Genomic DNA, 26,818 nt, shown 5'->3' with positions numbered 1-26,818 from the left:
GTCCTACCCCGCCTCCTGGTCGCTGTCGGGGACCGGTGCGGTCCACGTCGGTTGTCGTTCCGTCCGCCGGCGGGCCGCCCGGCTCCGCCGGGGCGGGCGGGAGGGCCGGCCGCGCGGCGCGGCGTGCGGCCCGTCCCAGAGGGTGCCGTCGGTCCGGTCCCGCGGGTCGGGGTCGATCAGCACCACCCCGATCACCGGGATGCCCTGGTCCGCGAGCTGCCGCGCGACGGTGTGCAGCCAGGCGGCGCTGCCGTGCCCGGCCCGCACGACGAGCACCGTCCGGGTGCCGAGGCACCGGAGGTCGGTCCACGCCGTGCCGGGCGCCACCGAACCGACGCCGAGCCGGCGCTCATCGGCCGGCACGGCCCCGGCGCGCTCGCCGACGACGACGGTCGGCTCCCCCGGCCTGGCACGGCGCTTGGCGAGCTGCGGGCCGGGCAGCCCGTCGACGACGACGACCGGCCCCTCCGCCGCCAGTTCGCCGGCGAGGTCCAGGGCGATCACGCTCGTGGTACGCGCGCAGCCGAGTTCCAGCAGCGACACCGCGTCCGCCGAGCCGCGCACGCTGCGGACCAGGGTCGCGGTGAGCCGGGTCCGGGCCGCCCGGGTCCGCCGGCGCTGCCACCGCCCGACGGACCTGCGGGGCACGCCGCGCAGCTCCGCGATGACCGAGGCGCCGAGGTTCTCCGCGATCTCCCGGCGCAGTACCGGACGGTCCGCCACCACCGCGCCGACGGCGGCCACCGCGAGCCCGAGCACCAGTCCGAGGACCAGCCCGATCCCGGCGTCGGTGGCGGCGGTCTTCGGCAGCGACTGCCGCACGGCGCGCGGGGCGTCCACGATCTGCGTGCCGGCGACGAGCCTGGGCGTGCCCACGCCCGCCTCCGCGGCGCGCTGGCCGAAGTCGGTGATCCGTGAGGTGAGTTCGGCCCGGCTGGCGTCGAGCGACTCCCGGTTCGCCGCCGTCTTCGGATCGTTCTGCTGCGCGACGTCGCCGATCGCCTTGTTGACCTGGGCGAGCTCCTCGCGCAGCCGGTCGCGCTGGTCGAGCAGGGCCTTGGCCTCGGCGTCCGCGGCCTCCTGGATGCGCCGCACGTGGTCCGCGACGAACGCGTCGGCCAGCGCCTGGGCCCGGGCCACCGCCTCCGCGTCGCTGCGCCCGGTCACGTCGATCCGCAGCAGGTTGTTGGTCAGGCCGGTGCCCGTGTAGTCCCGCATGAAGTCCTCGGGCTTCTCCGAGGATCCGAGGGCCCGCAGGGCCTTGCCCGCGATCCCCGTGGTCTGCAGCAGCGCCGCGTCGGTGCGGATCAGCGTCCCCGGGTCGTTCGGCTGGTCCGCCTGGTGCGCGACCAGCACCGTGACCGTCGCACTCGGCGCGGGCGGCCGCAGGACGGCCAGCGCCGCGCCCGCGAGCAGGCCGAGCAGTGCCATGACGCACCACAGGCGGCGGCGCCTGCGCACCGCGACCACCAGCGACTGCAGGTCCAGCAGCGGGGCGGGGGCCGACGGCTCCGGCGTCGTACTCGACGTCACTCCGGGCCTCTTCTCGCGTCGTCACCGACGGCGGGCACCGGCACGGCGCCCGCCGGCCGGCGGTCGGCGGAGCGCGCCGGACGGGCCAGGACCGTCTCGGCGACGACGACTCCGACGACCTCGTGCCCGGCGTCCGCACACGCCCCGGCGATGCCCGCGAGCTCCCCGGCGGTCCAGTTGCCCGCGCTGAGCACGACCACCGCCCCGGACTCGTCGTCGTGGTCCGGCACCAGCGGCCGGGACACCGGCACGTCCACCGCCCGCAGCAGCGGCGCGTCCCCCGCCTCCGCGACGAGCTGCCCGGCGGCCCGGCGAGCCGCCTCGTCGCCCTCCGGGACGACGACCAGCAGCCGCCCGGGGGAAGGCAGTTGGTCCCGCAGGCGGGCGCACACCCGCCGGTAGCGGAGCTGCCGGCCGGCCTCGTCGCCGGAGACCCGCGGGACCGGCAGGTCCCACCGGACGTCCGTGCCCAGCAGCCGGCGGACCCAGGCCCGCGGGCCACGACCTCCGGACCGGTGCACGGTCCGGTCACCGGGGACGTCGACGGTGCCGAGGGACGCCGAGCCCAGCGCGGCGGCGATCTCCGGCTCGGTGCGCAGCCGACGGCTCGTCCGCCCGGCGGCGAGGTGGCCGACGACCGCGACCAGGAAGAACAGCAGCGCCCCGGCCGCGATGAGCTCGATCCTCGTCGGCGGCGCCTCGCCGGACGGCCGGGGCGCCGACCCCATGACGACCATGTTGGCCTTGTTCGCGGCCGGGTCGACCTGGTCCAGCTTCTTGATGGCGTCCTGCAGCGCGGTGCGCAGCTTCGCCAGCTCGGTGCGGGTCTGCACGCTCTCGACGGTCTGGCCCGGACCGGCCGCGGTGGCGAGGTCGCTGATGCTGCGGCCGGCCTGGAGCACCAGCTGGCGCAGCGCCTCGGGCTGCGCCGCCTCGGGCTCGGTGCTGTCGCCGGCGACGTGCGAGGCGAACGCGACGAACTGATGGGCCACCTGGTCGGAGAGCTGCTGCGCGCGCTCCGGGGTCTCGGCCGTGCCCGAGATCCTGATGATGTTCCCGTCGGCGGCCGTGGCGCTCACCCGGTCCTGGAGCTCGGTGCCGGTGACCCCGGTCCAGCCCAGCGTGGCGGCCGCCCGGTCGACCACCACCGAACTGGTCGCGATCTGCGCCTGCGTCAGCAGCTCGCGGTCCTGCCACACGCCCGGGAGCAGGACCGACGCCGACGTCGTGTAGCGCGGCGGGAACAGCAGGGACGTGCCGTACCCGACGAGCGCACCCACGGCGGCGAGGACGGCCAGGAGCCGCCACCGCCGTCGGAGGATCCGGCCGACCGTGACCAGACGTATCGTTTCGTCGCTCAACGCCGAGGCCTTCTCCCTGCCCGACGGCCCGGGGTTCGGCTGCCCTTCACGAGCGGGCGGCAGGCGGCGGCGTAGGCGTCGAGCAGCGAACGCTGGGAGTTCCGCCAGGCGAGCGGCCCGTTGATCCGCTCCTGGCCGAGCTTGCCCATCCAGGCCCGCTTCTCCGGATCGTCCATCAGCAGAGCGACGAGCCGGGCGAACGCGGCCTCGTCGTTCGCGGGCGCGTAGACGGCGGCGTCGCCGGCGGAGACCCGTGCCTCCCGCAGGTCGAACGAGACGATCGGCCGGCCCATCACCATGTACTCCAGGACCTTGTTCATGGTCGACACGTCGTTGAGCGGATTGCGCGGGTCGGGCGAGAGGCACACGTCCGCGGTGGACAGGTAGCGCACCAGGTCGGCGTCCGGGACACGCCCGGTGAACTCCACCTGCTCCGAGAGCCCGAGCCGCCGGGACAGCCGCACCATCTCGTCGAAGGTGTCGCCGCCGCCGACGAACACCGCGTGCCAGTCGCTCCGCCCGAGCTCGTCGCGCAGCTTCGCGAGCGCCCGCAGGGCGTAGTCGACGCCGTCCTGCGGGCCCATCACGCCGAGGTAGCACAGCAGATGGGGCTTGCCGCGCTTCAGCTCCGGCTCGGGCTCCACCGGCCGGAACCGCTCGGTGTCGGGCGCGCTGCGCACCACGAAGACGTCCTCCGGGCGCAGACCGCCGCGGCGCAGCGCGACGTCCCGGTAGCTCTCGTTGGTCGCGAGCACGACGTCCGCGGCCCGGTAGGTCAGCCGTTCCAGCGCGCGCACGCCGCGGTAGAGCAGGTCCTCGCCGCGGTCGAACCGGGACAGGTACAGCTCGGGCACCAGGTCGTGCTGGTCGAAGACGAACCGCGCGCCGCGCCGCTTCAGCCACAGGGCCGATAGGAACAGCAGGTCGGGCGGGTTGCAGGCGTGGACGACGTGGACCGGGCCGACCTTGCGGGCCAGCCGGACCGTGTGCCACAGCGCCGTTCCGTACTCCCGCAGGTAGCCGGCCGGTCCGCCGGTGGCCGCGCGCAACGGGTAGCGGTGGATCCGCACCCCGTCGATCTCCGCCTCCGGCTCGGTGTCCCGCTTGGTGCCCTGCGGACAGATGACGTGCACCGTCCAGCCGGCGTCGCGCAGCGTCGTGCACTCCTGCCACACCCGCCGGTCGAACGGCACCGACAGGTTCTCCACCAGGACCAGCGCGCGACGGCCCCGCCCGTCGCCGCCGGCCGCGTCACCAGGCAAGGCCCGCGTACCCGGGTTCGGCCCGGCGCGCCTCGGCGTCGGGGAGACGGACGAGGTCGACGATCACGGGCCCGTCGCCGTGGGGCAGCGCGGACAGCACCGCCGGGTCCTTCGTCCCGACCACGCACACCTCGGCGTGGTCGAGCACCTCGTCGACGGACTGTGCGAGCAGCTGCGCGAGGTGCGGCAGCCGGGTCTCGATGTACTCGCGGTTCGCGCCGAGCAGCCGGGAGAGGTTCACGTTGGGGTCGTAGATCCGCAGGTCGTACCCCTTGCCGAAGAGCCGCTCGGCCAGCTCGACGAGCGGGCTCTCGCGGAGGTCGTCCGTGCCGGGCTTGAAGGACAGGCCGAACAGGCCCACCCGGCGCTTGCCGGTGCGCTCGACCAGCTCCACCGCGCGCTGGAGGTGATCGGCGTTGGAGGCCAGCACGTGGGAGAGGATCGGCACCGAGACGTCGGCCCGCCGAGCCGCGTGGACCAGGCTGCGCAGGTCCTTGGGCAGGCAGGAGCCGCCGAAGGCGAAGCCGGGCCGCAGGTAGGCGGAGCTGATGTTGAGCTTGCGGTCGGCCAGGAACACGTCCATCACCTGGTGCGAGTCCACCCCGAGCGCCCGGCACACCGCGCCGAACTCGTTGGCGAACCCGATCTTGAGGCCGTGGAACGCGTTGTCCGCGTACTTGATCGCCTCGGCCGTCGGGACCGGCACCCTGAACACCTCGCCGGGCAACTCCTCGTACAGCGCCGCGACCACGTCCCCGCTGGCCGGGTCGAGCTCGCCGATGACGGTCTTCGGCGGGTCGAAGAAGTCCCGCACGCTCGTGCCCTCGCGCAGGAACTCCGGGTTCACCGCGACCCCGAAGTCCGTCCCGGCCGTGCCGCCGGTGTGCTTCTCCAGGATCGGCACCAGCAGGTTCAGGCAGGTGCCCGGGAGCATGGTGCTGCGGAACACGACGGTGTGCCGCCCGCCCCGCTCGGCCACCACGGCGCCGATCTGCTCGGTGACCCGCTCCAGGTACGTGGTGCACAGACCGCCGTTGGGCTCCGACGGCGTGCCCACGCAGACCAGCGACACCTCGCTGCCCACGACCGCCTCGCGGACGTCGGTGGTGGCGCGCAGCGCCCCGGTCCGCACCATCTCGGCGATCAGCTCGCCGATCCGCTCCTCGACCACCGGCGCCTTGCCGTCGTTGACCAGGTCGACCTTCACCCGGTTGACGTCCACCCCGATGACCTCGTGCCCCAGGCTGGCCAGGCACGCGGCCGACACGCAGCCCACGTAGCCGAGCCCCAGGACGCTGACCCTCATGACCCGTTCCTCCCCTCGGACAGGCCGGTGGGGCCTGCCGTCCACGTGCCGTGCCGATCCGACGACGTCCCTCGCGCCGGTCCTCCCCCTGCGCCTCTCGCGGCTAGTACGCCCCCTGCCCCTGGAGCACCGCCCGCAGCGTCTTCCACAAGATCACCGTGTCCAGGGCGAGCGACCAGTCCTCCACGTACCGCAGGTCCAGCCGCACCGCCTCCTCCCACGGCAGGTCGCTGCGCCCGCTGATCTGCCACAGGCCGGTGAGCCCGGGTTTGACGAGCAGTCGCCGCCGGATGTCCGGTCCGTACGCGGCGGACTCCTCCGGCAGCGGGGGCCGCGGCCCGACCAGCGACATCGACCCGGTGAGCACGTTGAGCAGCTGCGGCAGCTCGTCGAGCGAGTACCGGCGCAGCACCCCGCCCACCCGGGTCACCCGCGGGTCCCGGCGGAGCTTGAACAGCAGGCCGGCGCCCTCGTTGCGGTCGGCCAGCTCGGCCCTGGCCCGGTCCGCCCCGGCCACCATGGTGCGGAACTTGACCAGGGTGAACTCGCGGCCGTCCTTGCCGACCCGGTGCTGCCGGTAGAACGCCCCGCCCGGGCTGTCCGCCAGCACGAGCAGCCCGACGAGCAGCATCAGCGGCGCGAACAGGACCAGCAGGACCGCGGCGCCCAGCCGGTCGACGACCTCCTTGACCGCCCGCCGGCCTCCGGTGAAGGTCGGCATGCTGACCCGCAGCATCGGGATCCCGAGCACCGCGTCGACGTGCAGCCGCGGTCCGGCCACCTCCATCAGCACGGGGGCCACGACCATCTCGGCGTCGCTGCCCTCGAGCTTCCAGGCCAGCCGCTGCAGGCGGTCCGGCGTCCAGTACGGGTCCGGGGTGACGGCGACGACCCGGTAGCCGTCACGGCGGACGTGGTTGGCCACGTCCGTCAGCCGGCCGACGACCGGCACACCGTCCAGCCGGTCACCGCCCAGCCCGAGGGCGTACGGCGTGCAGACCGCCTCCACCCGCCAGCCGAGGTGCGGGAACCTGCGGGTCCGGGCGATCAGGTCGCGCATGGTGGCCGGGCTCCCGGCGGCCAGCACCGGGCGCAGGCACCGCCCTTCCTTCCGCTGCTTGTGCAGCCACAGGCGCAGCAGGTACCGCTCGGTCATGGTGACGCCCGTGATCGCCGGGATCGCGACGAAGATCCAGAGCTTGATGTTGGTCGAGGTGAGCGCGATCCCGCCGAGCGACAGGACGACGGCCGCCGCGAACAGCGCACGTCCGAGCCGGCGGAACTCCTCGGCACCCTGGCCGAGCACGGCCGGCGCCCACGACCGGGTCGTCGCCAGGGCCGCGAGCACCAGGAGCTCGGTACCGAAGGCGAGGATCCCCCACTTCTCGTGCCAGTTGGCCGCGTCCCTGACCCCGAAGAAGCCGCCGATCGCCGCCACGACGAAGGCGGTGGTCACGGTGTCAGCGATGATCACGGTACGGCGGTACTGCTGCTCCCAGTCGCTCTCGGGCCGCCCGATCCTCCCGTTCACCGGGCGCCCCCGCACCGCCTGGAACGGGCGGACTAATTCCCCCTCCCCCTGCTCGACGGCCCCTTCCAGGTCACCAGTGGGTTCGACGTGCTCGCTCCACACGATTCCTCCCCCCGGGAGGCTCGCACCTCCCGCACCTGATTCCTCCCCTTCGCGGGAGGCCCCGCCGCCTCCCGTGCCGCGCTGTTCCTACCCCCGGGAGGTCCCGCCCCCGGGCATGGCGAAATCGGCTCCTGCAGCGCTACGTGTACATTCCCCAAGACACCGACGGACTCGCACGTCCCACCGGAATCCCGAAATGGACGGGAATCCGTCGGCGGTCGCTCTCCACACTCGAGGCCCGATTTCCGGGCGCCGGGAATTCGCCGCCCCACGACTGCCGCCGGGAACGCGGCTACCGGCCGTGCGCAGCGCCGGACCCGTAGATCATCGATCGTCGCCCCGCGTCGAACCGAGCGAAGTGCACATCAATGTAGAGCATCGGGGCCGCCCAAAGTGGGGGATGTGTGAAACACGTGCACGAGAGCTGAATCCTGATCTATCGGACGGTGGCCACCGGAGGGCGCCCCGGAGCCGCCGACGTACGGGGTGACCAGTGACGACGGGGGGTTCTCCCGGCCGTCGGCACCGACGATCCGGAGGCCTCCCGCCACCACCGGCGACAGCGCGTTCAGGACATGGGTCCGCGGCCTCGGAGCGGCGGATGACCAGGCCGCACCATGGATCGGCCGGTCGAAGCAGCGTTCGACGGCGCCGTGGAACCGGCGGACGGACCGATCGATTCCGGACACCCGGCCGCCGCCACCGGACAGGTGACCGCCGGGCGCCCCGGCCGGCGATCGCGGACCTTTCGGCACCGGACTCCGCGACCTGCCGGGCCCGGCCGGCGCGGAGCACCTCGTCGACGGCCCGCCGGCCCGGACCGAGAGCGGCGATCAGCAGGAGGATCCGGCAGTGGAGGGCCGACGGCTCGCCGCCGTCCTCGATCGGCGACAGGGCCACTGTGCTCGTGGACGGGGAAGTGCGCGTGCGCCGTGGAGCCGGAGCAGATCACGGCCGCGGGCCGGGTGAACGGGCCGGGCAGCACCGGCGCGCCGCCGACCAGCTGGATCGCGGCGGCCCCCGCCGGGCCGGGTCCCGGGGTGGAGCGTTCCGCCGTGGGCGCCCGCGGCACCGCCGGAGGGGCCGAAGAGCGAGGCGATGCCGTGGCAGGTGAAGAGGAGTCCGGCGACGCCGGCAGAACGCGCCCGGAAATGGTCGACCACGCGTTCAGGCCTCCGGGACAGGGAATGGAATGTCCATGGCGGATATCCTTGGCGATCGAGCCGGATTGCCGCATCGTCCGATCGGTGGTCCGGGAGGCCACAAGCCCGCGCGAGCCCGTTGCCGTGTCCACCCGACGAACGGTCGACGAATTCCCGGGACACCCTGAATTGACGCGGAAGGGCCGGTCCGAAGGAACTCCGCGAATATCGCCGACCTGGTCGAATGCGCCGTCGGTGACCGTTCACCGCATGGCGCCGGCTAGCCGAGGCGCGTCCACTCGCCGTGGGCCAGGAGCAGGATCGGGCAGGCCGCGAGCAGGACCGGCACCGCCGTTCCGACCGTACCGCGGCCGCGCCGGCTCGCGAGCAGCAGCACGACGCCGGACGGGAAGACGAAGACGAACCACGGCACCGCGAGCAGCATGAACGGTACGGACAGCACGATCTCGATGCCGAACTGCAGCCAACCGACCGCGAGACAGGCGTTCCGGAACACGGGCCCACCCGGCAGCGCCAGCGGCGACGCAGTCGTCCCGATCAGCGCGGAGAAGAGGCCCCAGTACCCCGCGCCCGCCCCGTCGTGCAGGCCCCGGACGGCCACCGGTACCCACGCGACCACGGCCAGGGCCACGAGCAGACGGGAGCTGGGCCGGCCTCCGGCGTCCCGCTCCCCCGACCCCCGGTCGGGCTCGGCCCCAACAGGAGCAGCCTGCTGAAGCGACGGTTCGTCGGTCATCCCATACCCCCCGAGGACGCAATTGAACACGTTCAAAGTAGTGCCACGCCCGCCGCGAGGGAAGACCGGGGCCGGGGTCGTTGACACTGCCACGCCGGGCTCCTAGCGTGGCGCCGTCGATTACCCGCGAGTAGGGACTGTTGATGGCCGAGCCCCGCCCGTACGACCTCGTCCTGTTCGGTGCCACCGGGTTCACCGGCGGGCTCACCGCGGAGTACCTGGCCCGCAGCGCGCCCGAGGGGTGCCGCTGGGCGCTCGCCGGACGGGACGAGGGCAAGCTCGCCGCCGTCCGGGCCGGGCTGGCGCGGATCGATCCGCGCTGCGCCGGCCTCCCCCTGCTGATCGCCGACGCCGCCGACCGCACGGCGCTGAACGGCGTGGCCGCCTCCGCCCGGGTGGTGATCTCCACGGTCGGCCCGTACCTGCGGCACGGCGAGCCCCTGGTGGCGGCCTGCGCGGACAGCGGCACCGACTACGTGGACCTCACCGGCGAGCCGGAGTTCGTCGACCGGATGTACCTCCGGTACCACGAGCGGGCGGTGGCCACCGGCGCGCGGCTGGTGCACTCCTGCGGCTTCGACTCCGTACCGCACGACCTCGGTGTGCTGTTCACCGTCGAGGAACTGCTCCACCGCGGCGGCCCGGCGGACCGGGTCGCGGTCGAGGGCTTCGTCCGCGCGGGCGGCACCATCTCCGGCGGCACCTTCGCCTCGGTCATGACGGCCTTCTCCCGTCCACGCGCGATGGCCCGGGCCGCCCGCGCGCGCCGCGCGGTCGAGCCCCGGCCGAAGGGACGGCTCGTCCGCACCCCGGCCGGCCGGCCCCACCGGTCGCGGGCGGCCCGCGCGTGGGCCGTGCCGATGCCCACGATCGACCCGCAGGTGGTGTCCCGCTCGGCCGCCGCACTGGACGAGTACGGCCCGGACTTCGCCTACGCGCACTACGCGGCGGTGCGACGGCTGCCGGTCGCCCTCGCCGGTGTCGCCACGGTGGCGGCTCTCGCCGTCGCCGCCCAACTGCCCACGCTGCGCCGGGCCCTGGGCCGGCTGCGCAAGCCCGGCGACGGCCCGAGCGCGGAACAGCGGGCGCGCTCCTGGTTCGCCGTCCGCTTCGCGGCGCGGGCGCAGGGCGGGCGGACGCTCCTCACCGAGGTGTCCGGGGGCGATCCCGGCTACCAGGAGACGGCGAAGATGCTGGCCGAGTCGGCGCTCTGCCTGGCCTACGACGACCTGCCACCAGTGGCGGGGCAGTTGACCACGGCAGTGGCGATGGGCAGGCCGCTGATCGACCGACTGATCGCGGCGGGCATCTCCTTCCGCGTACTGGACACCCCGCCGAAGACCGCTCCCGGGCGGTAGACGCACGACTGAGTGTCACCGCTCGATGGACTCCTCGGCAGCCGCGAGCGCGGCCTCCCACGGGTACGCCTCCGGTCGCTCCTCGCCCGGATCGTTCGGCACGAAGCCCCCCTCGCCCAGCAGCACCCGAACCCCGGCCCCGCGCAACGTCTCGACGCTGCGCGGAAACTGGGGGTGCGCCGCGAGGGCCGTGTTCAGGCACGGCACCACCGTCACCGGGATTCCCTTGCCGATCGCCTCGGCCGCGTACCCCACGACCCAGGAGGTCGTGATCCCGAGGGCGAGGCTGTTGATGCTGTTCATCGTGGCGGGCGCGAACAGGACCGCGTCGGCGGGCGGCAGGAGGTCCGGGTCGCCCGGCCGGCGATAGACGGACTTCACCGGATGGCCGGTCAGCCGCCTCAGCTTGGACATCTCGTCCTGGAGCCAGCACGCCGCCGTCGGGGTGAGCCCGAGCGCGACGTCCCACCCCCTGAACTGGGCCTGCCGCACGAGCTGAGCCGCGTTCAGCACGGGCGCGGCGGCGGAGCCGAACAGGTACAGGACCGGGCGAGTGGTGGCCATGGCAGCCATCGAACCCCGTGGGAACGGCCTGCGGCAATCCCCGCCGAATCCGTCCCGCAGATCATCCTGCCGAACCCAGCGGTGCCCGGAGCTCTCGAAGCACACGCCTCATCGAGTGCCCGGCTTCGTCGACGAACACGGCGGCGGCGCAGGCGGTGAAGGCCGCAGTGAGCAATGCGAGGGCCCGGCGCGGCGTGCGGCCGCGGGTCTGGCGGTAACCCACTGAGTCTCCAGCGACGTGGCTGATGGAGGGCGCGGGGCATGCTCCGCGCCGGAAACACTCCGCCGGGTTCAAGACCCGGAGTACCAGGCCTCACCCCGGCCCTCTTTGCCGACCGGCCCGGCGATGGCGGTGGCCGGGGTGCAGTCATAAGGATGCGGTGGAAGTCGGCCAGGTAGGTCCGGATCCCCTCGGTTCCACTCCATGATCAACCGTTGCAGAATCGTCATCATGAACGTGGCATGAGAGCTTCCTGGGAATGAGAGATTGTCCTTCGGCTTCGAATGATAGATGCCAGTCATTAGCCATTTCTTGAGAGAGTCTTGATGTCACGACAGTCTCGGGCCTCGTCCGCATTTGCGGGCGGGGCCTTCTCAACGCGTCGGATGCGCCGGATTTCGGCGGTTTTGACGCTCGGCCTGCTCATACAGGCCGGCGTGGTGGTGGACGCGGTGACGGCCGCTCCGGCCGCGGCCGCGCCCACGCCGCCCGCGCTTACGGCCGCCGCGCCCGCGGAGGCGCCCAACGAGGCGTCGGCGCTGATCGCGGCCCGCCTGCAGCGGCGACGGATCGAAGTCACCGGCGCCCGCACCGAGTTCACCACCCTGTGGGCGAACCCGGACGGCACGCTGACCTCGGACCGCTCGACCGGTCCGATCCGGATGAAGGTCGGCGAGGCCTGGGTGCCCGTCGACACGACGCTGGTGCAGACGCCCGACGGCAAGGTCGCACCGAAGGCGCACCCCGGTGGGGTGGTCTTCGAAGGCGGCGACGCGGGTGTGACGGTCGGCGACAGCCTGCCGGGTGCCACCGCTCCCGACCGGGCCTCGCGCAGTGCGGCCCGCATCGCCGCCCCGGCGGCGGCCCCGCAGCCGGCCGGCCAGAAGCCGGCCGAGCACGAACTGGCCAAGATCGGCGCCGGTGAGCAGCAGGTCAAGTTCGGCTGGCTGGGCAAGCTGCCCAAGCCCAAGCTGGAGGGCAACAAGGCGACCTACGTCGACGCCCGCCCGGGCGTGGACCTGGTCCTCGAAGCCACCCGCACCGGTTTCGAGCAGTTCCTCGTCGTCAAGGACCGCGCCGCCATCGGCCAGACCGGCACGGTGACGATCCCTCTGGACACCACGGGGCTGAACGTCGCCCCGCAGCAGGACGGTTCGATCCAGCTTCTCGACAAGGCCTCGGGCAAGGTCACCGTCAGCATCCCGGCTCCCGTCATGTGGGACGCAGCGGTCGACCCGGCCTCGCAGGAGCACCTGAACCGCGGCGCGGTGACGATGGAGCTCCGCGGCCAGGGCGCGGACACCGAGCTGGTGTTCACCCCGGACGCGGCGTTCCTCACGGACGGGAAGACTCAGTTCCCGGTCACCATCGACCCGGTGGTGAACGTCGGCACGACGTTCGACACCTACGTGCAGACCAACGAGAACATCGACGCCTCCGCGTCGACGGACCTCAAGCTGGGCAGCTACGACGGCAAGACCGTCGCGCGGTCGTTCCTGACCATCCCGGGCGGCCCGTTCAACGGCAAGCAGATCCTGAGTGCCACGCTCAACCTCGCCAACTACCACTCCTCCTCCTGCGTCCCCAAGCAGTGGGAGGTCTGGAACGCGGGCGGTGCGGCGAGCTGGACCCGCTGGGGCAACCAGCCCGCGCTCGACCGCAAGTGGGCCACCTCGAACGACACCTACGACATCGCCAACGACGGCGACAGCCACGACTGCTACGCCCCGGACGGCACGTTCTGGGCCAAGGCCGACGTCACCGAGATGATCCGGTACTTCGCCGGGTTCGGCTACAACGACTACGGCTTCGCCCTCAAGGCGGCCGACGAGTCGAGCAGCCTGTCCTGGAAGCGGTTCACCTCCGCCGAGGGCTACTGGCCGCCGTTCGTGTCGATCACCTACAACACGGTCCCGGCCACTCCGGGTTCGGTCGAGGTGCTGCCCTCACAGCAGGGCAACCCGCGCTACACCTCGGACGCCAACCCGCGCTTCCAGGTCCAGGCGGCCGACCCGGACGGGGACCCGCTGAAGGTCTACATGGACCTGTGGCGCGGCGGCACGTTCATCGGCACCGTAGTGCGCGACACCCCGAACGGTGCGATCGCCACCGTGCGTCCCTCGGACTACGGCATCGCCCGGCTGGACGAGGGCGTGCAGTACTCGATCTCGGCGATGCTCGACGACGGCAAGTCCCGCTCCGGCTGGGTGACCACCAACGTCATCGCCGACACCGTCAAGCCCGGGACGCCGTTCGTGAGTTCGGCGGACTACCCGGCCGACGGCCTGTGGCACGGCACCGCCAACCAGGCAGGCTCGTTCACGTTCTCGCCCGCCCCGGGCACCGACGACACCACGGCCTACGTCTACAACCTCGACGGCGGCACCCCGGTGACGGCCAACGCGACCGGTGCCCTGACCCTGTCGATCACGCCGGCCACTGAGGGCCGGCGCGTCCTGTCCGTCCAGTCCAAGGACCGCGCGGGCAACCTGTCCCCGCCCGCGACGTACACCTTCCAGGTCGGGCAGGCCGGCATCAGCTCGCCCGTCAACGGTACCCAGGCCGCCAAGCGCGTCAAGCTCGCCGTCGACGCGCAGACGCAGTTCAAGCGCGTCGTCTACCAGTACCGCCGCGGCCCCGGAGCCACCGAGTACAACGTCCCGCGCGCCAACCTGACCAAGGCCGACAACACGGCCGTCACCGAGGACAAGCCGCGCCTGGCTGACCTCGGACCGCATGCCAACTGGAACGTCCTCGACACGCTCGGCCAGGTCGGCGGCGTCGTCCAGGTCCGCGCCCTCCTCTTCCCCGAGGACGGCTCCGGCGCCGGCTACGCCACCGTCTGGAACACCATGACGGTCGACCGCAACGCCGACGGCGCCGCCACCGAGAAGATCGGCCCCGGCGGGGTCAACCTGCTCACCGGCAACTACTCGACCGAGGTCACCGACGCCAACGAGCGCGGGCTCTCGGTCAAGCGCACCGCCTCCTCGCGCGACCTCGCGCGCGGCTGGCAGCCCCAGGGCGAGCGCCTCACCGTGAACCAGCGCCAGATCAGCACGGACACCACCGGGTTCGCGCCCGGACAGGCCGACCTCGCCCGCTCCACCGCGCGCGGGCACGACAGCTCCACCGACTCCCTGCTGGTCACTTCCAAGGGGCAGCTCGACTCCTTCGCCAGCGTCGGCCCGGACGACCACTCGCTGTCCCTGGGTATGAAGCCCGGCCGGACCTACCGGCTCACCGGCTGGATCTTCGTCCCCGGCGCCACCGGCCTGAACCCGGACTTCGGTGACCGCGGCCTGCGTCTGGCGGGCTTCGTCAAGACCCCGGCGGGCTACAGCCAGATCACCTCGGAGAAGGCCGCCTACACGGACGCCTGGCAGCAGCTGACCGTCGACCTGACGGTCCCGGCCGACGCCACCGAGGCCTTCTTCCGCCTCTACAACGGCTTCACCGCCGCGGGCAAGCAGGTCTTCTTCGACGACCTGTCCATGAAGGAGATCGTCGCCCCCTTCGGCCCGCAGTGGGCCGGCGGGCCGGACGCGGGGACCGGTGACGACTACCGGGCGCTGTCCTTCCCGCAGTCGGACCTGGTGGAGATCAAGGGCAACGAGGACATCTCGCTGACCTTCGCCAGGGGCAATGACGGAACGTTCTTCCCCGAGCCCGGCGCGGAGGGGCTGACACTCAAGCCCGTCGCGGCCAAGTCGGGCGCGATCGTCCTGTCCACGACCGGCCAGTGCCTGGAGGTGCCGAACGGCGCCGCCGGAAACGGCTCCCGGCTCCAGCCGGCCCCGTGCACCGGCGCCGCGAACCAGCAGTGGACCCGCGGCGACGATCTGACGCTGCGCCTGCTCGGCTACTGCCTCGACAACCCGTGGGGCCAGGTCAACGACGCTACCCCGCTGACCCTCTGGAGCTGCAACGGCGGCGACAATCAGCAGTGGGAGCTGCACACCAACGGCGCGGTGTCCAACCGCCACTCGGGCAAGTGCCTCGACGCCGACAAGGGCGCCTCGATCTGGGTCTGCTGGGCCGGTCCCAACCAGATCTGGGACATCCAGACCGCCGGCACCACCTACGAGCTGAGCGAGCTCGACGGCTCCAAGACCGTCTTCGCCCGCCAGGCCGGATCCAGCATCTACCAGGTCGTCAGCGAGACCGGTCCCCAGGCCGCGTCGACGACCCGCTACCAGTACGACACCACCGACGGCCGCTCGCTGGTCAAGCGCATCATCCCGGCCGTCGAGCCGGGCGTGGACGACGCCAACGGGTGCACCGTCGACCCGCTGCCGCGCGGCTGCGAGGTGATGGAGTACGACTACGCCAAGGCCACCACGGCCACCTCCTCCGCTCCCGGTGACTACCTGGACCGCGTCCGCGGCGTGAAGGTCTGGACCTGGAACCCGGCGACCTCCAAGCAGGAGCCGATCGAGGTCGCGCACTACGCGTACGACCTCAAGGGCCGCCTGGTGCAGGTCTGGGACCCGCGCCCGGCCAATCCGCTGAAGACCACCTATGGCTACGACGACACCGGCCGGGTCACCGGGATCGAGGCCGCCGGCGAACTGCCGTGGAACTTCGACTACGGCAAGGCCGCGGCCGACCAGGACCCGGGCCGACTGCTCAAGGTCCGCCGGGCCGCGCTGGCCCCGGGCTCGAAGGACCAGGTCAGCGGTGAGAACGCGACCAGCGTCGTCTACGAGGTGCCGCTGACGCGTGGTGCGGGCGGTCCGTACGACCTGTCCGGCGCGGACGTGGCCAAGTGGGCGCAGACCGACGCACCGACCGACGCCACCGCCGTGTTCGGCCCCGAGGACGACCCGGGCGCCAACACCGCCTCGGCCGCCAAGCCGGGCCCGGACGGCTACAAGCCGGCCACCGTCCACTACCTCAACGCCTCCGGCAACGAGGTCAACACCGCCACCCCGTCCGTCACCCCCGGCGGTGACATCAGCACGAAGGAGTACGACCGCTTCGGCCACACCGTCCGCGATCTGGGCGCGACCAACCGCTCCATCGCGCTCGGCACCCACCCCGACGCGGACAAGTACGCGGCCGAGCTGAACCTGCCGGCCGACTCCGCCTCGCGCGCACGGCTGCTCGACCAGCGCACCGTCTACTCGCCGGACGGCGTGGACGTGCTGGACACGCTCGGCCCGGTCTACCGCGCCTCGCTCGCCGAGCAGGTCGACGGCCAGACCGCCCCGGTCACCGTCACCGCCGAGGCCGAGAAGCTCCCGCAGCTCGGCACCAACACCAAGGTGCAGGTCGACAACAACTGCTGTGGCCTCACCTGGTCCGGCGGCGCCCACCTGGGCATCCGCGGTACTGCGGCGGGCGCCTTCGACAGCATGCGCGTCAGCGTCCCCGAGGACGGCGACTACCTCCTCTCGGGCCAGCTGACCAAGAACAGCGACCACGGCATCGTCCAGTTCGCGATCGACGGGCAGAACGTCGGCCAGCCGATCGACACCTACGTCGCCACGCCGGTGGTCGCCCCGTACACGGTCGGCCAGGCCGTCCGCCTCACCCGGGGCGACCACGACCTCAAGCTCACCGTCGTCGACACCAATACGGCCAGCGGCGGCGAGCGCTTCCACGCCGGTCTCGACACCGTCACCCTGACCAAGACCACCGTCAACCCGACGCTCCCGGCCGGCACCCCGGTCGTGGCCCGGGACCACAACACCAACACCTACGACGAAGGGAAGCCCGACGGCCAGGCCTACCACCTGGTCACCACCGCCACCGACGGCGCCCGCATAGACGGATACGCCGCCGACGTCGAACTCCGCGTCACCAAGCACGGATTCGACACCCCGATCGGCGGCACGTCCGGCTGGACGCTGAAGAAGGCGACCTCGGTCACCACCGACGCCCTCGGCGCCAAGCTCACCGCGTACGTGAAGTTCGACGCCTCCGGCCGGGCGCTGGAGTCCCGCAAGCCGGGTTCCAACGGAGCCGACGCCGGCACCGTCAAGTCGGTCTTCTACACGGCCGGGGCCAACCCGGACGACGCGCTGTGCGCCAACCGTCCGGAGTGGGCCGGCCTGCCGTGCGCGACCCTGCCGGGTGGCGACGTCACGGGGGCCGACGCCACCCGGATGCCGACGACGCTTCCGGTCAAGCGGATCACCCGCTACTCGGCGTTCAACGAGCCGGAGGAGACGACCGAGACCAACGCGGGCAAGTCCCGCAAGACCGTCACCGTCTACAACGAGCTCGACCGCATCGTCTCGACCGAGATCACCTCGGACGAGGGCAAGCCGCTGCCCAAGGTCACCGTCGAGTACGACCCGGCGACCGGCGACGCGGTGAAGACCACCGCCGACGGCAAGTCCCTGACGCGCGTCATGGACGCCCTCGGCCGGCTGGTCTCCTACACGGACGCCGACGGGGCGACCACCACGACGGAGTTCGACAGGTTCGGCAAGCCGGTGAAGGTGAGCGACCCGACCGGGTCCACCACCTACACCTACGACCGCGCCAAGGAACCCCGCGGCCTGGTCACCTCCGTCAACGACAGCGTGGCGGGCGAGTTCACCGCCAAGTACAACCCCGACGGCCAGCTCGTCGAGCAGACCTACCCCGGCGGCATCGTCCGCAAGGACACCTACAACGCCGTCGGCGAGGCCACCGGCCGCAGCTACACCCGCAGTTCGGACAACGCGGTGATCTGGTCCCAGACCACCGACATGTCCACCCAGGGCCAGGTCGCCAAGGACACCAGCTCCACCGCCACCCGCTCCTACCAGTACGACCGGCTCGGCCGGCTGGTGAAGGCCGAGCAGACCACGGCCGCCGCCGGCTGCGTCACCCGGCAGTACACCTTCGACGCCCACTCCAACCGCCTGTCCAAGCAGACCTCCCCGCGCGGGACGGCCGGCGAGTGCAGCACGGCCGGAGCCACGGCGGAGAACCACACCTACGACAGCGCCGACCGCCTCACCGACCCGGGTTTCATCTACGACGCCTTCGGCCGCACGGTCAAGACGGCCACCGGCGCGACCAACACCTACTGGGCCAACGACCGCGTCGCCGCCCAGGAGAAGGGAGACACCAAGCAGGACTGGGCCGTCGACGCCGCGCACCGCCTGACCGCCTTCACCACCGCCAAGAGGCAGGCCGACGGCACCTGGGCCAACGCCACGTCGAAGCTCAACCACTACGGCGACGACTCCGACATGGTCCGCTGGACCGTCGAGGACACCACCCAGGGCAACCTGACCCGCAACGTCACCGGCCCGGACGCCAACCTTTCCGCCACCACCAGCAGGACCGGTGACGTCCAGCTCCAGCTGACCAACCTGTTCGGCTCGGTCGTCATCACCACCGACACCGCGCTCACCAAGCCGGTCGTGCTGGACTTCGACGAGTTCGGCATCCCCCAGGACGGCCAGGCTCTGGTCCGCTACGGCTGGCTCGGCGGCAAGGAGCGCTCCGCGGAGGCCCAGGACGGCGACATCCTCATGGGTGCCCGCCTCTACAGCCCTGCCCTCGGCCGCTTCCTCCAGATCGACCCCGTACCCGGTGGCAACGCCAGCCCGTACGACTACTGCACGGGCGACCCCGTCAACTGCACCGACCTCGACGGCAACTGGGGCATGCCCAAGTGGCTGAAGAAGACGGTCGAGGTCGTCGCCAAGGTCGCCGAAGTCGCCTCCTACATCCCCGGCCCCATCGGCGCCGTCGCAGCCACCGTCTCCGCCGTCTCCTACGCGGCCACCGGCAACTGGGGGAAGGCCGCGGAGATGGCGGTCACCGCGGTCGCCCAGACCGTCGGCGCCGGTCCCGTGGTCAAGGCCGTCGAGGCGGTCGCCACGTCGACCAGGATCGCAACGAGGGCCGGTAAGGTCGCCTCGGTCGCCCGGACCGTCTTCCGGCGCACCGAGGCCGTGGCCTGCCCGATCGGGAACTCCTTCACTCCCGACACCCCCGTGCTCATGGCCGACGGCAGCTACCGGCCGATCGGCGCGGTCCAGGTGGGCGACTACGTCGCCGCCACGGACCCGCGGACCGGGACCACCACCGCCGAACCCGTACTGGACGTCATCACGGGCTACGGCACCCGGCACATCGTCGAGATCCGCACCAGCGCGGACGGCGCCGCCGATCCGCTGCGGGCCACCGACGGCCACCCGATCTGGGTGGAGGGCCGCGGCTGGGTGAAGGCGCTGGAGGTCCGTCCGGGAGACCGCCTGCGGTCGCCCGACGGCAGCACGCCGGTCGTCACCGCAGTCGACGACCTCGGCGACCTGGACCGGCAGCTGGTCGTCAACCTGAACATCGGCAACCAGCACACCTACACGGTGAGCGACGCGGGCGCCGACGTCGTGGTGCACAACTGTTCACGGGCCGTCCTCGACGGGCACCAATACCTGACGCACATCTTCCCGCGCCATGTGTCCTTCACGGTTCCGGAGTACTACTACAAGTCGAAGTTCGCCACCCAGAATCCCCGCGCGATCAAGCGCATGATCAAGACCGCCATCAAGAAGGCACCTGCCCAGCCGAACACCAATGGCACGCCCGGACACATCCACATCTACGATTTCCGCAACAAGACCGTCGGGCACAACAGCAGTGGAGCGAGAAAGACACGCATCAAGGTGGTCGTACGCCACGGCAGGGTCGTCACCGCATATCCCTACTGACAGCAATTCGGAGATCACCATGGGACTGGATGTCTTCTGGCATTCCGAACGGCCCGATCCGACCCGATGGGAATCGTTGGAGAAGACCCTTCTCGGATCCCTTCATGACGGGGACGACGTCCTGATGGACATCGTCACGGAGCTCCCCCGCGTGGAGTTCCCCGTCCTCGCCGGCATCGATCCCTACGGGGACACCGTGCTGGACTCCCGGCAGTGCACCACCGCGCGCGCGGAGGTTCAGGAGATCCCGGCTTGGCGGGAAAACGCACAACTGGTGAGCTTGGAAGCACTGCTGGGCGGATGCAGTGAGGCACCAGGCACCTACGTGTACGTCGCCGGCGACTGAGTCGGCCGAAGTGCGCGGCGGCGGGGCGTCCTCGGACGCCCCGCCGTTCGTCTTCCTGGTTCGTCCTCCGGCCGGACCAGGATCAGCGGCGGAACAGGCCGCGCCGCTTCACCGGCGGTGGGGGTGGCGGGTCGAGGAGGGCCGCGACGGCGTGGGGGAAGGGGCGGGCCTCCGCGGTCATGCCGGTCCGGTGCAGGCGGTGGCGGCCTGCCCCCTCCCACTCGCCCATCGCGCCCCCGGTCACGCCCTGGCGGCCGGTACCGTCCCCGTCCGATACGACTCCACCGGCAGCGGCCGCAGCGCCCGCCCGGCAGGTGTGAGCCGGTACGAGGTCCGCACCGGGAACCCCACCAGCCGTTCCCGCCACAACGACCGGCGGAGGCGGGCGGCTTCGGCCTCAGGCCGGCGCCCCGGCCTTCCGGCCTTCCGGCCGCTGGGCGCCACGATCGTCGCCCGGTCAGGCCGTCGCCGGGAGCGTGATCGTGAAGACGGTACGTCCCGGGCTGCTGGTCAGCTCGACCGAGCCGCGGTGCGCGGTGACGACCGCGTGGACGATCGCCAGGCCGAGGCCGGTGCTGCCGGTGGCGCGGGAGCGGGCCCGGTCGCCGCGGACGAAGCGTTCGAAGACCCGCTGGGCCAGCTCCGGGTCGATGCCCGGCCCGGTGTCGGTGACGGCGAGGCGCACCGCCTGTCCCCCGGCCGGCTCCAGGTGCACGGTCACCTCGGTGCCTTCGGGCGTGTGGGTGGCGGCGTTGGTGAGGAGGTTGGCCACCACCTGGCGCAGCCGGTCGGCGTCGCCCGGCACCAGGACGGGCTGCGCGGGCAGGTCCAGCCGCCAGCGGTGGTCGGGGGCGACGGCTCGGGCGTCGGCCGTGCCGTCCAGGGCCAGGCGGGTCAGGTCGACCTCGTCGGCGGCGAGCGGCCGACCGGCGTCCAGGCGGGCGAGCAGCAGCAGGTCCTCGACGATCGCTCCCATCCGGCGCGACTCGGCCTCGATCCGGCCGAGCGAGTGCCGGACCTCGTCCGGGACCGGTCCTGGGTGGCGCAGCGCCAGCTCGGCGTGGCCGCGGACGGTGGCGACCGGGGTGCGCAGTTCGTGACTGGCGTCGGCAGCGAAGGCGCGCAGGCGCTTCTCGACCAGGTGGCGCCTGGCCAACGACTGCTCGACGTGGCCGAGCATCCGGTTGAGCGCGGAGCCGACCCTGCCGACCTCGGTGCGCGGGTCCTCGTCGGGCACGCGTTCCGACAGGGTCACGACGCCGCGGCCCAACGGCAGCGCGCTGACCCGCTCGGCCGTGGCGGCGACGCGCTCCAGGGGGCGCAGCGACAGCCGCACCCAGAGCGCGCCGGCGACCCCGGTGGCGGTCAGGGCCACGCCGAGCACCAGCAGCTCCAGCATGATCAGCTTGTTCGTGGTCGCCTCGACCGGGCTCATCGGCAGCCCGGTGACGAGCACGTCGCCGTCCCTCCCGGCCACAGCCCGGACGCGGTAGTCGCCGAGTCTGCCGAGTCCGACCTCGCGTGCCGAACCGTCGGGCGGCAGGGCGGCCAGGTGCCGCTGGTCGGCGGCGGAGAGGTCGACGCGGTCGTCGAGGTCGGCAGGCCGGTCGCCGGCCGCCACGTCGGCGTCGTCGGCGTCACCGTCCACCACGCCCGCGCCGGTCACCCGACCGTTGAGCAGGCGGGCGCCGAACGTGCCCGGGGCCTGCGCGCGGGTGTCGGTGACGGCGTTCGGTCCGCCGGCGTGTTCGAGACTGGCGGCGTAGCGAGCGCCCGCGGCGGCGATCTGCTGGTCGAGCCGGCCGACCAGAAAGTGCCGCAGCAACTCGGTGGTCGCGAGGCTCACCCCGCCGCACGTCAGCAGCAACAGGGCGAGCACTCCGGCGATCAGCCGGGCGCGCAGCGTCCGCGGGCCGCCGGGCAGGCCCCTCACCGCGCGGGCTTGATCAGGTAGCCGGCACCCCGGACGGTGTGAATCATCGGAGACCGCCCCGCGTCGAGCTTCTTGCGCAGGTAGCTGATGTAGAGCTCCACCACGTGCGCCTGACCGCCGAAGTCGTACGACCACACCGCGTCCAGGATCTGGGCCTTGCTGAGCACCTGTCGGGGGTGCTCCATCAGGTAGCGCAGCAGCGCGTACTCGGTCGGACTGAGCTCGACCGGCTCGCCGCCCCTCGTGACCTCGCGGGCGCGCTCGTCCAGGACCAGGTCGCCGAGCGTCAGGGCCCCGTCCGGCGGCCCGGCGGGCCCGGCCACGGGGGTGCGGCGCAGCAGGCTGCGTAGCCGGACGACGACCTCCGCCAGGCTGAACGGCTTCGTGACGTAGTCGTCCCCGCCCGCGGCCAGGCCCGTGATCCGGTCCTCGACGGTGTCCCTCGCGGTCAGGAAGAGCACCCGGACCTCGGGGCGGGTGGCGTGGATGCGGCTCAGCACCTCCATGCCGTCGAGGTCCGGCAGCATCATGTCGAGCACCACGGCGTGCGGCTGCCACTCGGTGGCGGCGGCGACCGCCGCGACGCCGTCCGCGGCACCGCGCGCGTCCCAGCCCTCGTACCGGAGGGTGGCGCAGAGCACGTCGACCAGGTCCGGTTCGTCGTCCACGACCAGGATCCGCCAGGAGGGCGGATCGGCGCTGCGGTCCATGCGGCTCCTGGGTCTCGGGCGGGTCGGCCGGTCGCGGTCAGGTCGGCCTCCATTCTGGCGGACGGCCATGAGAAAGCCGTGAGACGCGGTCTGCCCGGTCGGCCCCGACGAGCGGCTCTGAGCTGCGAAAACGCCTCGGGCCTCGGTCGGCGGCGGCTGGACTCAGAGGGAACTGAGAGCTTGCGCTGCCAAGGTGGTCGGGCAGTGATCGAAAAATCGATCGAGAGGGAAGGGGGCCGGTCTTGGCCGCAGTCGCCCAGAGCCGCCGCGCACCGCGCGCGAGGAGCGGGCTCACGGTGCGGTTCCTACCGCCAGCCGTGCTCGCACTGATCGCGGTGGGTGCGCTCGGAGTGCTCGCGCCGTGGTGGCGGGACACCGCCGGGGTCAACGGCGCAGCCGGGTGGCTGACCGGCGCGGGCCGGATCACCGGTCTGCTCGCCGGATACGCGGCGCCGGTGCTGCTGCTCCTGATGGCACGGATCCCGTTGTTGGAGCGCGGGGTGGGCGCCGACCGGCTCGCCCGCTGGCACGCGTTCGGCGGCCGGTACCTGGTCGGCCTGGTGGCGGCGCACGTGACGACCGTCATCTGGGGCTACGCCCTGACCGACGGCCGCGGGGTGGTCGGCGAGGGCGTGCAGATGGTCCTCCACTTCCCCGACATGCTGAAGGCGACCGCCGCGACGCTGCTGGTGTTCGGCACCGGCATCGTCTCGGCCCGTGCCGCTCGCCGCCGGCTGAGCTACGAGGCCTGGTACTACCTGCACCTGGCCACCTACCTCGCCGTCGCCCTCGGCTTCGCCCACCAGCTCAGCGACGGCGCCGACCTCGGCGACGGCCCCGGCCGCGCACTCTGGTACCTGCTGTACGGCGGAACGGCCCTGCTGGTCGGCTGGTGCCGCCTGGCCGTGCCGTACCTGCGCGACCGCAGGCACCGGCTGCGGGTCGCGGAGGTCCGCCGGGAGGCTCCGGGCGTGGTCTCGTTGCTCCTCACGGGCGAGCGGCTGGACGAACTCGGGGCGGAGTCGGGCCAGTTCTTCCGCCTCCAGTTCCAGGCACCGGGCCTGCGCTGGGCCGCCAACCCCTACTCGCTGTCCGCGCCGCCGCACCCGGAGTACCTGCGTTTCACCGTGAAGGACCTGGGCGGGCACAGCGCGGCCGTCGCCCGGCTCCGACCCGGCACCCGGGTGCGGGCCGAGGGCCCCTACGGGGCGTTCACCGGGCGGCTGCAACGCAGGCGGAAGGTGCTGTTGTTCGCGGCCGGTGTCGGGATCACGCCGCTGCGTGCGCTCTTCGAGACGCTGCCGGGCGAGGTGACCTTGGTCCAACGCGTCCGGCGGCCACAGGACTTGCTGTTCCAGGACGAGCTGAGGGCGGTCGCCGCGGCCCGGGGCGCCCGGGTGCACCACCTGGTGGGCTCCCGGGCGCAGGTGGGCGATCTCGGGGTGGCGCTGTCCCGGCTGGTGACCGACCTGGCCCGGCACGAGGTCTACCTGTGCGGACCGGAGGAACTGGCACGGGACGCCGTTCGGGCGCTCCGGGCGGCCGGGGTGCCGCGGTCCCGGATCCACCACGAGTCGTTCGCGTTCTGAGTTCCGCGTTCCGAGTTCTGAGTTCCGAGTGCAGAGGAGATTTCGAGATGCGCAGGGCCGTCGTCACCGCCTCGGCGACCGCAGCCGGGATCGTGCTGCTGCTGTCGCTGGAACCCCACGCAGGGGTGACAACCGCGGGCGTCAAACCGATCAGCTCCGACCCGACCGGGCTCGCGGGCAACGGGCCGACGTCCGCCGCAGGCCCGGCGGCCACTGCGAGTGCCGGCGCCGGCGCGACCCGCAGCATCACCGGCGACGCGGTCGACACCCGCTACGGGCCGGTGCAGGTCCGGGTCACCCTCAGCGGCAGCAAGATCACCCGGATCGACGTGGTGCAGTACCCCTCCGAGAGCGGCCGCGACCGTTCGATCAACTCGTACGCCCTGCCGGTGCTCAACAAGGAGGCCATCGCGGCGCAGAGCGCCGACATCGACGTGGTCTCCGGTGCCAGCTACACCAGCGACGGCTACACCCAGTCCCTGCAGAGCGCGCTGGACAAGGCCCGGAACTGACCGGGCGGGCCGCGGCTGCGGCACCGCCCGGCACGCGGTGCGGAGGCCGGAGGAGCGATCACCCGGTGCCGATCCGGCGGCCGGTCACCTCGCCCGGCCGCACGCGCACCCACAGCGGGCGGGAGCCACCGGCCCACGGGACGGCGCCGGGCAGTGCGGCGAGGCGCCGTTCCTCGTCCGGATCGTCGACCCGGTGCGCCTCGCCGTGGATGAGGACGCTCCAGCCGTGACTGTGGCGGTCGTCGATGTGATCCACCTGGAACGAGACCGGGGTGCCCTCGGGCGGGGCGGCGGCGCCCCTGGGGGACGTGCGGTAGACGATCGTCCGGGCGTCCACCGCGTAGTTGACCGGGAGCACGTCCGGCGACGGTCCGCCGGACAGGCCGATCCGGCCGACGCCGTGGGTGCCGAGGAGCTCCCAGCACTCCGGCCCGGTGAGGCGGCGCAGCAGGGGATGCCCCTGCGGCCCCGCTTGTCCGGGCGGGGCGTCGGGGCGGTCGCCCGCGGCCAGCTCCGGCCAGGTCGTCCCGAGCGCCGTGGCGATCCGGACGAACGCGTCCGGATCGAACTCCGGTCCGGCCCGCATGAGCAGCCGCAGGTAGGACGGCGCCATGGCGGCGCGGCGACACAACACGCCTTCGCTCAGGCCGAGTTGGCGGCAGCGATCGGTGATGCGGCGGGCGATGTCCTCGGCGTCGGGATGGGCGGACATGACTGGTGCTCCTCGGTGGTGCGGATGAGGTCACGCCCGGAAGAGCGCGACCTTGAGGGCACCGGTGTCGGCCGCGTCGGCGAAGACGTCGTACGCGTCCTGCATCTCGTGGAGGCCGAAGCGGTGGGTGACGAGACCGCCGACGTCCAGTCGGCCGGCGGCCAGCAGGTCGAGCAGCATCGGGGTGCTGTGCGTGTCGACGAGACCGGTGGTGATGGTGACGTCACGGATCCAGAGGTCCTCCAGGTGGAGCGTCGCCGCCTTGCCGTGCACGCCGACGTTGGCCACCCGGCCGCCCGGGCGCACCAGGCTCGTGCACAGTTCGAAGGTCCCGGGCACGCCGACCGCCTCGATCGCGACGTCGACGCCGAGACCGTCGCGGCTCAGCGCCCGCACGGCCTCCGGGGTGGCCTCCGCCGCGGTCAGCGCCGTGTCGGCGCCGAAGCGCTCCGCAGCGTCCAGGCGGGTCCGGGCGAGGTCGATCGCGATGACGCGGGCCGGGCTGTAGAGCCGGGCGGTGAGGATCGCGGCGAGTCCGATCGGGCCCGCGCCGACGATCGCGACGGTGTCGCCCGGGGTGACCTGCCCGTTGCGGACCCCGACCTCGTAGGCGGTGGGCAGGATGTCCGCGAGCAGCAGGGCGTCCTCGTCGGTGACGCCGTCGGGGAGTCCGTACAGCGAGGTGTCCGCGAAGGGGGTGCGGACGTACTCGGCCTGGCAGCCGTCGATCAGGTGGCCGAGGATCCAGCCGCCTCCGCCCGTGCACTGGCCGTAGCTCGCGGCGCGGCAGTAGGTGCAGCGGCCGCAGGCGGAGATGCAGGAGATCAGCACGCGGTCGCCGGCCGCGACGGTGCGCACGCCCGGACCTGTCTCGACGACGGTGCCGACGGCCTCGTGGCCGAGGACGCGGCCCTCGGTGACCTCGGGGACGTCGCCTTTGAGGATGTGCAGGTCGGTGCCGCAGATGGTCACCGCGTCCACCCGGACGACGGCGTCCTCCGGGTCGCGGACCACCGGGTCGGGCGCATCGCCCCAGGTACGGCGGCCGGGTCCGTGGTAGGTGAGCGCTTTCATGCCGTGTCCGCTCCTCTCGGGTGACGGAGCCGATGGTTCCGCTCTTCCAGCGTTCTGCCGATCCGTGCGGGGCGCCATGGGTCCGGCGGGGTCCGCGCCCAGGGCCGTTGGGCCCTTCTCGACCCCGCAGCACGGGCCGTGCGCGC

General features: G+C 72.7%; 17 protein-coding genes. 5 read left to right on the top strand and 12 right to left on the bottom strand.

Annotated elements, in window-relative coordinates; all coding sequences use genetic code 11:
- Nucleotides 1–3 precede the first annotated feature (3 nt).
- The 6 genes from AB0C76_RS24315 to AB0C76_RS24290 all read right to left on the bottom strand — a co-directional run bounded on the left by AB0C76_RS24315 (nt 4) and on the right by AB0C76_RS24290 (nt 8,994).
- Entirely contained in the window at nt 4–1,533 is a 1,530-nt protein-coding gene (locus AB0C76_RS24315; RefSeq protein ID WP_359969176.1) for a Wzz/FepE/Etk N-terminal domain-containing protein, read from the bottom strand.
- Entirely contained in the window at nt 1,530–2,894 is a 1,365-nt protein-coding gene (locus tag AB0C76_RS24310) for a Wzz/FepE/Etk N-terminal domain-containing protein (RefSeq protein ID WP_359969173.1), read from the bottom strand. Before AB0C76_RS24310 ends, AB0C76_RS24315 begins: the two co-directional genes overlap by 4 nt.
- Nucleotides 2,891–4,156: a glycosyltransferase family 4 protein gene (locus AB0C76_RS24305; RefSeq protein WP_359969170.1), complete on the bottom strand. Its 1,266-nt coding sequence runs from the start codon at nt 4,154–4,156 to the stop codon at nt 2,891–2,893. The genes AB0C76_RS24310 and AB0C76_RS24305 overlap by 4 nt, the downstream gene beginning before the upstream one ends.
- Nucleotides 4,146–5,462 (bottom strand): nucleotide sugar dehydrogenase, encoded by a 1,317-nt coding sequence (locus tag AB0C76_RS24300; RefSeq protein WP_359969167.1) that lies wholly within the window; start codon nt 5,460–5,462, stop codon nt 4,146–4,148. Before AB0C76_RS24300 ends, AB0C76_RS24305 begins: the two co-directional genes overlap by 11 nt.
- A 103-nt stretch (nt 5,463–5,565) precedes the next feature.
- Nucleotides 5,566–7,062: a sugar transferase gene (locus tag AB0C76_RS24295; RefSeq protein ID WP_359969233.1), complete on the bottom strand. Its 1,497-nt coding sequence runs from the start codon at nt 7,060–7,062 to the stop codon at nt 5,566–5,568.
- Between the two features lie 1,455 nt (nt 7,063–8,517).
- A complete protein-coding gene (locus tag AB0C76_RS24290; RefSeq protein ID WP_359969164.1) occupies nt 8,518–8,994 on the bottom strand; it encodes a hypothetical protein in 477 nt (158 codons plus the stop codon).
- A gap of 143 nt (nt 8,995–9,137) precedes the next feature.
- Here AB0C76_RS24290 and AB0C76_RS24285 point away from each other — a divergent pair, with 143 nt between their 5' ends.
- Complete coding sequence (locus AB0C76_RS24285; protein WP_359969161.1) at nt 9,138–10,352, top strand: saccharopine dehydrogenase NADP-binding domain-containing protein; 1,215 nt, start codon at nt 9,138–9,140, stop codon at nt 10,350–10,352.
- A 15-nt stretch (nt 10,353–10,367) separates the two neighbouring features.
- On the opposite strand, the gene AB0C76_RS24280 is transcribed toward AB0C76_RS24285, so the two are convergent.
- The gene (locus AB0C76_RS24280; RefSeq protein WP_359969158.1) at nt 10,368–10,916 is read right to left on the bottom strand and encodes a flavoprotein; all 549 of its coding nucleotides are present in this window, start codon (nt 10,914–10,916) and stop codon (nt 10,368–10,370) included.
- 606 nt (nt 10,917–11,522) lie between these two features.
- Between AB0C76_RS24280 and AB0C76_RS24275 the strand changes: the two genes are divergently transcribed.
- Nucleotides 11,523–19,796 carry a ricin-type beta-trefoil lectin domain protein gene (locus AB0C76_RS24275; protein WP_359969155.1) on the top strand — a complete coding sequence of 2,758 codons (8,274 nt, stop codon included), beginning with the start codon at nt 11,523–11,525 and terminating at the stop codon, nt 19,794–19,796.
- A 19-nt stretch (nt 19,797–19,815) separates the two neighbouring features.
- Complete coding sequence (locus AB0C76_RS24270; protein WP_359969152.1) at nt 19,816–20,142, top strand: hypothetical protein; 327 nt, start codon at nt 19,816–19,818, stop codon at nt 20,140–20,142.
- A gap of 82 nt (nt 20,143–20,224) precedes the next feature.
- Here AB0C76_RS24270 and AB0C76_RS24265 read toward each other — a convergent pair whose 3' ends face one another.
- The 3 genes from AB0C76_RS24265 to AB0C76_RS24255 all read right to left on the bottom strand — a co-directional run bounded on the left by AB0C76_RS24265 (nt 20,225) and on the right by AB0C76_RS24255 (nt 22,785).
- On the bottom strand, nt 20,225–20,371 hold the full coding sequence (locus AB0C76_RS24265; RefSeq protein WP_359969150.1) for a hypothetical protein: 147 nt from the start codon (nt 20,369–20,371) through the stop codon (nt 20,225–20,227).
- Nucleotides 20,372–20,599: 228 nt separating this feature from the next.
- A complete protein-coding gene (locus AB0C76_RS24260) occupies nt 20,600–22,075 on the bottom strand; it encodes an ATP-binding protein (protein ID WP_359969147.1) in 1,476 nt (491 codons plus the stop codon).
- Complete coding sequence (locus tag AB0C76_RS24255; RefSeq protein WP_359969144.1) at nt 22,072–22,785, bottom strand: response regulator transcription factor; 714 nt, start codon at nt 22,783–22,785, stop codon at nt 22,072–22,074. Before AB0C76_RS24255 ends, AB0C76_RS24260 begins: the two co-directional genes overlap by 4 nt.
- Nucleotides 22,786–23,081: 296 nt before the next feature.
- Here AB0C76_RS24255 and AB0C76_RS24250 point away from each other — a divergent pair, with 296 nt between their 5' ends.
- A complete protein-coding gene (locus AB0C76_RS24250) occupies nt 23,082–24,374 on the top strand; it encodes a ferredoxin reductase family protein (RefSeq protein ID WP_359969141.1) in 1,293 nt (430 codons plus the stop codon).
- Nucleotides 24,375–24,421: 47 nt separating this feature from the next.
- A complete protein-coding gene (locus AB0C76_RS24245) occupies nt 24,422–24,886 on the top strand; it encodes an FMN-binding protein (protein ID WP_359969138.1) in 465 nt (154 codons plus the stop codon).
- A gap of 58 nt (nt 24,887–24,944) precedes the next feature.
- On the opposite strand, the gene AB0C76_RS24240 is transcribed toward AB0C76_RS24245, so the two are convergent.
- Nucleotides 24,945–25,598, bottom strand: coding sequence for a pyridoxamine 5'-phosphate oxidase family protein (locus tag AB0C76_RS24240; RefSeq protein WP_359969135.1), 654 nt, complete (start codon nt 25,596–25,598; stop codon nt 24,945–24,947).
- A gap of 30 nt (nt 25,599–25,628) precedes the next feature.
- The gene (locus AB0C76_RS24235) at nt 25,629–26,672 is read right to left on the bottom strand and encodes a zinc-dependent alcohol dehydrogenase family protein (RefSeq protein WP_359969132.1); all 1,044 of its coding nucleotides are present in this window, start codon (nt 26,670–26,672) and stop codon (nt 25,629–25,631) included.
- Between the last annotated feature and the right edge of the window lie 146 nt (nt 26,673–26,818).

It is taken from the genome of Kitasatospora sp. NPDC048722 (assembly GCF_040650235.1).
Classification (GTDB): Bacteria; Actinomycetota; Actinomycetes; order Streptomycetales; family Streptomycetaceae; genus Kitasatospora.
This window is presented reverse-complemented; position numbering and strand designations above follow the sequence as displayed.